At 36.7% G+C, this 10,157-nt stretch carries 7 protein-coding genes; 6 read left to right on the forward strand and 1 reads right to left on the reverse strand.

Going from position 1 to position 10,157, the window contains the following annotated elements; all coding sequences use genetic code 11:
• The first annotated feature begins 1 nt into the window (after window position 1).
• Genes M0Q17_RS04200 through M0Q17_RS04210 form a run of 3 tightly spaced genes read left to right on the forward strand, consistent with a single transcriptional unit; the run spans window position 2 to window position 6,541 of the window.
• The gene (locus M0Q17_RS04200; RefSeq protein ID WP_295083621.1) at window positions 2-1,924 is read left to right on the forward strand and encodes a bluetail domain-containing putative surface protein; all 1,923 of its coding nucleotides are present in this window, start codon (window positions 2-4) and stop codon (window positions 1,922-1,924) included.
• 42 nt (window positions 1,925-1,966) lie between these two features.
• Window positions 1,967-4,183 (forward strand): adenylate/guanylate cyclase domain-containing protein, encoded by a 2,217-nt coding sequence (locus tag M0Q17_RS04205; protein WP_295083623.1) that lies wholly within the window; start codon window positions 1,967-1,969, stop codon window positions 4,181-4,183.
• Between the two features lie 3 nt (window positions 4,184-4,186).
• The gene (locus M0Q17_RS04210) at window positions 4,187-6,541 is read left to right on the forward strand and encodes an HD domain-containing phosphohydrolase (RefSeq protein WP_295083625.1); all 2,355 of its coding nucleotides are present in this window, start codon (window positions 4,187-4,189) and stop codon (window positions 6,539-6,541) included.
• Between the two features lie 27 nt (window positions 6,542-6,568).
• On the opposite strand, the gene M0Q17_RS04215 is transcribed toward M0Q17_RS04210, so the two are convergent.
• Window positions 6,569-7,906 carry a deoxyguanosinetriphosphate triphosphohydrolase gene (locus M0Q17_RS04215; protein WP_295083627.1) on the reverse strand — a complete coding sequence of 446 codons (1,338 nt, stop codon included), beginning with the start codon at window positions 7,904-7,906 and terminating at the stop codon, window positions 6,569-6,571.
• Between the two features lie 125 nt (window positions 7,907-8,031).
• On the opposite strand from M0Q17_RS04215, the gene M0Q17_RS04220 reads away from it, so the two are divergent.
• The 3 genes from M0Q17_RS04220 to M0Q17_RS04230 are packed head-to-tail and all read left to right on the forward strand — an operon-like array spanning window position 8,032 to window position 10,057.
• The gene (locus M0Q17_RS04220; RefSeq protein ID WP_295083629.1) at window positions 8,032-8,586 is read left to right on the forward strand and encodes a LemA family protein; all 555 of its coding nucleotides are present in this window, start codon (window positions 8,032-8,034) and stop codon (window positions 8,584-8,586) included.
• A gap of 11 nt (window positions 8,587-8,597) precedes the next feature.
• On the forward strand, window positions 8,598-9,539 hold the full coding sequence (locus M0Q17_RS04225; RefSeq protein ID WP_295083631.1) for a DUF3137 domain-containing protein: 942 nt from the start codon (window positions 8,598-8,600) through the stop codon (window positions 9,537-9,539).
• Window positions 9,536-10,057 (forward strand): YtfJ family protein, encoded by a 522-nt coding sequence (locus M0Q17_RS04230; protein WP_295083633.1) that lies wholly within the window; start codon window positions 9,536-9,538, stop codon window positions 10,055-10,057. Before M0Q17_RS04225 ends, M0Q17_RS04230 begins: the two co-directional genes overlap by 4 nt.
• The last annotated feature ends 100 nt before the right edge of the window (window positions 10,058-10,157 follow it).

A 10,157-nucleotide genomic window follows, 5' to 3' on the forward strand; every position in this document is an offset into this window, starting at 1 on the left:
GATGGCAAATAGTAAAGATGTACTTTTTAAATCTAAAGTAAATAACTATATAGGCGAAAAGTTGAGTCAAAACACAACGCCTCCGGCTTTTAGTGTAACAAATGATGGGAACGGAAATTTTACAGTAGGCAAGTTTAACGGCGATGTTACTTTGACACTAGTTAGCACTGATTATGTATTTACCCCTACAAGAGGCGATGCTGTAACTATATCTTCGGCTGGTGTCACAAGTATCGTAGTCGATTTTATCACACTTAATGTAGATGCTGCAACATTAAACGGTATGACTATCACGGGTGCTGGAATTGTTAATATAAGCGCATTTGAGGGAATGCCTCAAGCAGATTTATCAGGAGTTAGCACTTCTATCTTAACAGCAAATATTATCGGAGGTTCAACAGAACCTCTTCTCTTAACTACTTCAACTTTTGGCACTCCAGTAATTGGGAGTATCATTAACATTACAAGCGGAGAAGTTATTTTAGATGCAGGACTTGTAATTTCTTCTAATACATCTATAGTTGTAGATGAGAGTGCAACTCTTACATTAACTGCCACGCAAGCTCAAAATGCTACCATAAAAGGAATGGGAGATAGTGTAGTATTGGGAGATGAAGGCAATCAAGATATAATCATAAATACGCAAGGAACTAACTCTATAACAGGTGGTGCGGGTGCAGATACTATTGAATTAGGCGATGGCACAGACACACTCTACTACGGCTTAGGAGATAATGACTCCAACTCTGATTCTCTCATAAGCGGATACGACACTATAAAAAACTTTGAGGTAGGTACAGACAAAATCACTCTCAAAAGCGTAACTAGTGGCACCTCTGTTTCCATTCCGACTTCACTTACACGCTTTGGAGATGTGGAAGGAGCGTCCATTACCTCTGAGCAAAATCTTATTGACAATGTATTGAAATCAGCAAGTTTTTCAACTCTTGAAGTAAATGAAGCAGGAATTACTGTTGTTACTAGCGGTACTTATGCAGGGGCTTATCTCTATGTTAATGATGCTATAGCTGCACTTGATGAGAACAAAGACCTTTTTATAAAAATGATTGACACTACAAACCTAGGTGCAGTTGGCTCGCTTACTGCTAGCAACTATTTTGTTCAGGCAACTGAAACTTTCACGGTAACAAATACAGATGAAGTTATCACATTTGCTGGAACGGCTACGGGTAGTATTTCACTTAGCATAGATAGCAATATAGTTACATTTACAAAAGGTAGCGTAACGGCAGCTACTACGTTTTATATTGATGATATAACAAAAATTACTCTTGCTTCAGGACAAACTATCATAGATAGCGCAGCTGATTTGACGGATATTATTATCGACGGTGAAGGCAGTGTTGTTGTTACAGGTTCAGTCGGGGATCAAACTCTTAATATATGGACAAGCGGCACCAACTCAATCACAGGCGGTACTGGGTCTGATACGATTTGGCTTGGAGATGCAGCAGTTAACGCTGGAGTAGACACCATCATTATACAAAGCGGAGACTCTGCGGCTGCGACACCTGATGAAATCTACTTTTTTGAGTTAGACAAAGATAAACTTGATTTGCCTTCAACAACTATTGCGAGTGATGCTGCATCGGGCACTGGAAGTCTAGTCGAAGATGAAACCGTCGGTGTAGTTACCATAGGGCAAATGAGCATAGCTAACGGCATCGTAACATTCCAAGCTGCAGATGACACTACTTCCGTAAACATTGACTCTATAGATGCTTTTACTGCCGCAGTTTCTTATCTCTCTAGCCAAATTTCAGATGGAGATACTGTTGCATTTGAATACTACATAGATTCAGAACAACAAGGTACATATATATTTCAAGGTAATGCAAGTGAAGATATCGTAGTAAATCTTATCGGTACAACTGTAACGGATTTAAGTGCAATCATTATATAACAAAGTTATAGCGATGATTTGTAAAACCTTAAACTTTTTAAAATGTCCAAAAATTTAGCACACTTCTTTTTAGTTGTGCTTATTTGCACCATTATGATAACACTCTCCATGCGCTCGCTAGAGTTCTTTATGCCTTTTGAAAACAAGATTAAAGATCTTATGTTTAAAGCAAGGGGCGAAATCAAAGGGGATGAAAATATCATCATCGTCGATATAGACGAGAAAAGCCTTAACTCTTTGGGGCAGTGGCCATGGAGTAGAGATAAAGTTGCCACTCTTTTACAAAATCTCTCCGATTATGGAGCTGGCATTATCGGGCTTGATATTGTATTTGCCGAACCAGACAACAGCTCTCCTAAAAAAGTGCTTCAAAAACTAGGACTCGCACATGAGGGAGTGGTTGATTATGACGAGATTTTAGCTCATACTATTACTAAAACTCCTACTATTATCGGATATGTTTTTGCTATGCAAAATGACACGATTGCAGCAGATAAAAGCCCTCACTCAAGTGGCATTATAGTAGAGAAAAACAGACCTGAGAAGTCATACTTGTTAAAACCTTACCGTCCCATCTTAAATATCGACTCCATTAATGAGGCTGCATACTCTAGCGGTTACTTTAACACAGTTCCCGATAGTGACGGCAATGTAAGAAGCGTTCCATTAGTTATGGAGTATGAGGGTGTTATCTACCCATCACTTGCCCTTGAGATGGCACGAATTATCCAAGATAAGAGAAAGATTGAGCTTTTTTATGATGATAATGGCTTGAGTCATATCGCTTTGGGGGAGTTGAATATTGCGACAGACTATTACGGTCGCTTAAACGTCAACTTCAGAGGTGCGCAGGGGAGCTATCGCTATATTTCAGCGCTAGATATTTATGAGAAAAGAGTAAAGCCCGCGGAGATAGAGGGAAAAATAGTCTTTTTAGGAACTTCTGCTGCAGGGCTTTTGGATCTTAGAAGCACCCCTTTTGACTCTGTTTTTCCGGGGGTGGAAGTCCATGCCAATGCGCTTGAAAATATCTTAAGCGGTGTTTTTCTCTCAAAACCAATCTGGGCTTCTGGTGTAGATATCATAACCATCGTTGTTGGTGCATTTTTTATCTTTTTGATTCTTCTTCTGCCAAGTGCTATTGGCTCATTTCTTTTACTAGTAACTCTAAATAGTATTCTAATTTGGGCTCACTACTTTTACATGTTTAGTTATGGTGTTATTTTTAACACGATTTTGCCTCTTGTTGCAATCAACTCCATCTTTATAATCGGGCAAGCCATTAACTACTTTTTAGAAATCAAACAAAAAGAGAGGATTAAGGGGAAGTTTGCAAGTAAAGTGAGCCCTGCTGTTATGGATGATATTCTTGCATCTGAGGACAATGTTTTAGAGGCAAAAGAGAGAGAGGTTACTGTGTTTTTCTCTGATGTTCGTGGTTTTACAAATATCTCTGAAGCACTCAAAGACCCTAAAAAACTTATACGCTTTATGAATATCTACATGAATCCAATGACTGAGATCGTAATTAAAACCGGAGGTACGGTAGATAAGTTTATAGGTGATGCGATTATGGCATATTGGAATGCACCTACAAATGTTACAGATCATGCAGACAAAGCAGTTCAGGCTTCACTAGAGCAACTTCATAGCTTAAGAGAGTTAAACAAAACACTAAGAGATGATCCTGAATTTGCAAGTGTAGCCCAGATGTCTGATGCAAATGGGGTGCCCATTATTGATATAGGTATAGGTTTAAATAGCGGTACCGTCATTGTCGGAGAGATGGGTTCAAGCGGAAGAAGCGACTACACAGTTATCGGCGATTCCGTCAATCTCGGATCTCGACTAGAGTCACTCTGCAAATACTACAACTCAAAACTCAATATCTCCAACTTTACAAAAGAGCGGCTAAAGGGTAAGTATATCTACCGCTTTTTAGACCTTGTAACTGTTAAAGGCAAGAGCGAACCTATTGAGATTTGGCAGATTCATGATTATGATAGGGAGCAGGAATATTATCTTTTTGATGTCTCAAGGAAGCAACTTATCCATGAACTAGCACTTTATCATAAGGCTATAGAACTCTACAAAGAAGCAGAGTTTGCAAAAGCACTTGCAATATTTACAAAAATTGAGAGCTGGAACAATAAAACAAACAAAGCTATTTACAACATATATATAGAGCGGTGTGAACACTATATAGCGATGCCTCCAAAAAATTTTAACGGTGTATTTATACACACCTCTAAAGGATAAAAAATGGACTATATTAAAATGTTAGGCTCCCACGGAAGCAGATCTACAAATACTTTTACGACATGTATCCAGGTAAACAAACATACGCTTATAGATGCGGGCAATATCATGCATGCTTTGGGCGAAGATGCTCTACACATAGATCGTATTTTCTTTACGCACTCACATTTGGATCATATTATAGATAGTGCTTTTTTAATAGATAATTTTTTTGCAAAACGTACAAAACCACTGCGTCTTTATGGCCTTTCGCAAACTATATATGCACTTAAAAAACATTTTTTTAACTCAGAAATTTGGCCTGATTTTTCAAATATCCATCTTTTAAATAGCAAGGGAGCTGCAATTGAATATATAGAGATTCAAGAGGGAGAGTCTTATGAGATAGAAAATGATACTACACTAACTCCAATCCTCTCCAACCATTCAATTGCATGTTGCGGATATATCATAAAAAAAGAGCAAAGTGCTCTCCTTTTTTCTTCAGATACATATAAAAATCCTCTACTTTGGGAAATCATCAATAAAACGCCCTCTATCAAAGCGCTTATCATTGATGTCTCGTTTCCTAGCCGTTTTGCTAAAGTCGCGCAAGAGAGTAAACATCTTACACCTAAACTTTTAAAAGAGGAACTTCTGCTACTAGAGCGAAAAAATTTGCATATCTATGTTAACCATCTTAAACCTTTTTATGCAAAACAAATAGTCGAAGAACTTTTTGCAATGGGTATAAATAAAGAAAATATTTTAATAGGAGATGAATTTATAAATCTAAAAGACGGCTCTTTACATAGAGAGAAAAGAAGTTCTATGCATGATACAATCACGAAGCTTACAGCAATCGGCACCGCACTCTCAGCAGAAGAAAATATTGATATTTTGCTTGATATGATAGTAACAGAGGCAAAAAACTTAACTCAAGCAGATGGTGGAACACTCTATCTTGTAGATGGCGAGACACTTAGATTTAAAGTAGTACAAACGGACTCTTTGGGGATAAAAATGGGCGGCACAAATGATCCCATAACTTGGCCGCCGCTTCCACTCTATCTTGAGGATAAAACACCAAACAAAAAGATGGTAGCTGCCACTTGCGCCCTTGAGGATAGGATTGTCAATATTCCGGATGTGTATGAAGCCAAAGGCTTCTCATTTGAGGGGACAAAAAAGTTTGATGCAGGAACTAACTATAGATCTAAATCTATGCTTGTCATACCACTTAAAAACCATGAAAATGAAGTTATCGGTGTCTTGCAACTTATCAACAAAAAAGATGGTATTACTCAAGAGAGTATCCCGTTTAATGATGATGATGCCTCCATAACCCTCTCTCTTGCCTCACAAGCGGCAGTCAGCATAACAAATACTATGCTTATTCAGGGACTTGAAGACCTTCTTGAGGCGTTTTTGAAAAGTATTATTTTTGCAGTTGGTAAAAAGTCTCCATTTACAGAAGGTCATATAAATAGAATGGTTAGACTAAGCCAAATACTTTGTAATGAGATAAATGCAGATAAAACTATTTATAAGGAAAAGTCTTTTAACAATGAAGAGATGCGAGAAATTCACTTTGCAGCTCTTATGCATGATATCGGTAAACTGGCAACTCCTGAACAAATTTTGGATAAAGCAAAAAAACTTGAGGCTATTTCAGATCGCATAGCTCTTGTACAAAGCCGTTTTGAGGTTATCAAAAAATCACTCTATATCGCTTTTTTAGAGCATAAGATAACCAAAGAGGAGTATGAGCAAAAAAAAGAGCTCCTAGAGGTAAATCTTAAAATCATAGAAATAAGCAACATGGGAGCAGAGTTTACAAAGGACGAAGATATCGCAGCGATTACTGAAATGGCGCAAAATCCATGGGTAATTGATGGAACCACTTATGAACTCTTAACTTTAGACGAAGCGCATCACTTAAGTGTTCAAAAAGGGACACTCACCACTGGGGAACGCGACATCATTAACGAACATGCGCAAATAAGCGTAGATATTCTAAATAAACTACCATTTCCTAAAAAATATAAAAATATCCCACAAATATCTGGAAGCCATCATGAGAAGATAAATGGAAAAGGGTATCCGCTAGGACTCAAAGGCGATGAAATCAGCTTTGAAGCACGGATTTTAGCCATTGCCGATATATTTGAAGCCTTAACCGCAAGTGATCGCCCTTATAAAAAAGTGAATCCTCTCTCATCAGCTATGAAAATACTCTGCTTTATGGCAAAAGATGGTGATTTAGATAGAGATTTAGTTAAGTTTTTTTATGACTCAAAACTCTATCTCAGCTATGCAAAAGAGTTTCTGCCACAAAGCAGCATAGATGAAGTAACAGTCGATTTTAGCACTCTTTAAATATTAAATATTTTCTATATTAATATTTTAGATTCCCATCCCATTTAGCTGATTAGCAACATACTTTGCATGATTGTCCGTCATGCCAACTATGTAGTCTATTACTCTTTGGTACATATTGTATAAGCTCTCTCCTTTTTGCGGTCTGTCTTCACCCATAAGTTCTAAGGCACGTTTGTATCTAAAAGAGAGTTTCTCTTCATTCTCTTTTTTGTAAAAATCATAAGTTGCGTGAATGAGGTTATCAAGCAGGGTCTCTATAATATTGTAAGCTCCAAGTTCTAGTTCTATCTTTCTTTTTTCGTTAAATATTTTTCTGCTTGCAAGGCTCTTTGATTCTTTTATGGCTTTTTTATACTCCTCTTTTGTAAAAAGTTCTATCAAATCTTTTGGCTGATTTTCACTCATAATTGCATCAAAGTTATCTTCAAAAACTTTCATGGTATGAACGGCTAAGTTATGAATGGAGATAGCAACAAGTCTTGAGACCTTTTTAATATCGGAGTAGCCCCCATCTTCATATATGTCACTGGCCTCTTTTTCTGAGCAGATAAGAGTAAAGATAGTTTTTGTATCTTTTAGCGTTATGATTTTTAACTCAACCGCATCTTGCAAATCCAAAAGCCCGTAACAGATATCATCGGCGGCTTCCATAAGGTATGAAAGCGGATGTCTTTTGTACGAACCGTCTTTCTTTACAAGTCCTAGTTCTAAAAACAAAGTTTTAAAAAACTCCGCTTCGCTTTGAAAAAAGTTGAACTTTGATTTGCTTAAATGCTCGCATCTGCTTGATGCGTAAGGATACTTTACTAAAGCTCCAAGCGTTGCAAAAGTAAGCCTCATTCCTCCACTAAAGAGGTTGTTCTCTATTTGGCTAACAATTCTAAAGCTTTGAGCATTTCCATCAATATGTATAAAATCTTCACGTTCATCCAATGAGAGCTCCTTTAAAAAAGTTCTCTCTTTGTTACTCTCAAACCACTCCTTTATAACCTCTTCCCCCGCATGTCCAAAAGGCGGATTTCCTATATCATGCGCCAGACATGCCGTCTGGATAATATATGCCACATCATAAGGGTCTATCTTCATTTGGGGGTATATTTCGCTTAAAAATTCCCCTGCTCTAAGTCCGAGACTTCGCCCTACACTTGCGACTTCCAAGCTGTGTGTAAGTCTGTTATGAACGTGGTCGTTTTTTGAGAGCGGATGAACCTGTGTCTTTTTAGAGAGTCTTCTAAAGGAGTTGCAAAATATTACTCTGTCGTAATCTTTATGAAAACTGCTTCTGTAATATTTCTGCTCCTCATCCTCCCTAATATCATCTTTTGCATAGTATCTTCTGTTTGAGAGTAGCTTTTTAAACATCTTTATTTCCATATAAAATAATTTTGTATCTTTATAACATATTATATAATACCGTTATATAAACAAAAACAAAACCTCAACTCTTTTTAGATAAACTACATTTTAAACGAAAAAAGGATTTTTACATGTCAATACCTCTTATAATTCTTATACTCATTGCCCTTATCCTGATTTTAATGTACAACTCGCTCGTAGCAAAGAAAAACCAAGTTGAAAATATTTTTGCAAGTGTCGATACCTCTCTTAAGAAACGCTACGACCTCATCCCAAATCTTGTAGCATCAGTTAGCAAATATATGGAGCATGAGAAGTCGCTTTTTGAGGAGGTTACAAAGCTTCGCGCAGAGGCAAACAGACCAAACCTAAGTGATGAGCAAAAGATTGCTCTTGATGCAAAAGTAAGCTCTGCTTTAGGCTCTATCATGGTGGCGGTTGAGAACTACCCTGAGTTAAAAGCAAATGAAAATGTTATGCATCTTCAACATACTTTGCATGAAGTAGAGGAGCAAATTTCAGCCGCAAGACGAGCATACAATCAAGCCGTAACAGACTACAACAATGCGATAGAGATGCTTCCGACAAACTTTATGGCTTCTTTGATAAACTACAAAAGAAAACAGGTGTTTACTATTGTAGGTAGCCAACGCAAAAATATAGATATCAAAGAGCTCTTTCGCTAAAGATATCAAAGATGAAAAGCGTAAGCTCTCTTAGTGATTTTTACTATAAAAATCTATTTCCAACTCTGCAAAAGCTTGAACAAGAGAGAGAGCATCTTAAACATAGAATAATCATAGTAGGAATCATATTTACGACTCTACTACTTCTTGTTGGCTTTACTCTAAAAAACTACTATGAATTTATCTTAGTTGCATATATCGTTATCGGCACGATAATCTATAAATTTTTACTTCATGACTATACTTATGAGTTTAAAACAGGCGTTATAAAGCCTCTTGTACAGGCTATTGATAAAACTCTGCTTTACTCTATGGACTCTCATATAGGCGAGTATCTTTTTGAGCACTCAAAACTTTTCTCAACCCCAGATAAGATAAGCGGAAACGATTATGTAAAAGGGAGTATTGACGGGGTTAATATAGAGTTTTCAGATCTACACGCACAAAAAAGAGAGAAAAATTCAAAAAGACAAGAGAGCTGGAGCACTATTTTCAAAGGACTCTTTATCGTTGCCGACTTTAACAAACATTTTTACGCTCAAACAGTAGTTTTACCAGATAGTGCGCAAAACATTTTTGGAGATATTATCGGTCACTGGATGCAGTCAATTAATACCGCTAGAGAGGAACTAGTTAAGATGGATGACCCTGAATTTGAAAAAGAGTTTGTCGTTTACTCTACAAATCAGGTAGAAGCGAGGTATATTTTGTCAAACTCTCTTATGAAAAAACTCCTCACTTTTAAAGAAAAATCAAAGCAGCAAGTTCACATCTCCTTTGTCGGCACACATATCTACATGGCTATTAGCTACAACAAAGATCTTTTTGAACCGTCTATCTTTCATTCACTTTTAGATTATAAAATAGCTATGGAGTATGTAAAGACTCTGCATCTAGCCATAGGTGTCGTTGAAGAGTTAAAACTAAACCAAAAACTTTGGAGTAAAACATGACAACAAAAATATTATTGCTCTTTTTAGCTATATTTACCATAAATGTATGGGCGATTACTATAAAAGAGATTCCAAAAAATGTAACTATTCAAGGAGAAAACGGAGGTCTTGCTGGTAATGACGCTGCTTGGGACTCATCAACAATTAAAGATAAGGTATATGTTATGTTTTACATAGACCCTGATGAGAAAGATACAAACGAGCATTTTTCAAAAAAGTTAAACGAGAAAAAATATGACAAAACAAACTATGGAAATATTGCTATCGTTAATCTTGCAGCGACGTGGAAACCAAATGTTGTTATAGAAAATCTTCTAAAGAGCAAACAAAAGGAGTTTCCCGACACCATATATGTCAAAGATAAAAAGAGCGTTCTCGTAAAAGAGTGGGGATTAAAAGATGATGCTTCAAACATACTTATCTTCTCTAAAGATTCAAAACTGTTATTTTACAAATCTGGAAAAATCAGTGAAGATGATATAAAAAAAGCGTTTAATATAATAGAAGAGAATCTATAATGAACGAACAAAAGATACTCCTTGCTAGTATAAAAGATTTTTTAACCCCTAAAATGCTCAAATATGCTCTTTTACCCTTTGTGATAAGCCTCGTAATTAT

Source organism: Sulfurimonas sp., from assembly GCF_023229105.1.
Taxonomy (GTDB): domain Bacteria; phylum Campylobacterota; class Campylobacteria; order Campylobacterales; family Sulfurimonadaceae; genus Sulfurimonas.

What these genes read in the sequence shown, in the direction of transcription:
- M0Q17_RS04200 (WP_295083621.1), top strand. Translation starts at nt 2, where the DNA reads ATGGCAAATAGTAAAGATGTACTTTTTAAATCTAAAGTAAATAACTAT.
- M0Q17_RS04205 (WP_295083623.1), top strand. Translation starts at nt 1,967, where the DNA reads ATGTCCAAAAATTTAGCACACTTCTTTTTAGTTGTGCTTATTTGCACC.
- M0Q17_RS04210 (WP_295083625.1), top strand. Translation starts at nt 4,187, where the DNA reads ATGGACTATATTAAAATGTTAGGCTCCCACGGAAGCAGATCTACAAAT.
- M0Q17_RS04215 (WP_295083627.1), bottom strand. Translation starts at nt 7,906, where the DNA reads ATGTTTAAAAAGCTACTCTCAAACAGAAGATACTATGCAAAAGATGAT.
- M0Q17_RS04220 (WP_295083629.1), top strand. Translation starts at nt 8,032, where the DNA reads ATGTCAATACCTCTTATAATTCTTATACTCATTGCCCTTATCCTGATT.
- M0Q17_RS04225 (WP_295083631.1), top strand. Translation starts at nt 8,598, where the DNA reads ATGAAAAGCGTAAGCTCTCTTAGTGATTTTTACTATAAAAATCTATTT.
- M0Q17_RS04230 (WP_295083633.1), top strand. Translation starts at nt 9,536, where the DNA reads ATGACAACAAAAATATTATTGCTCTTTTTAGCTATATTTACCATAAAT.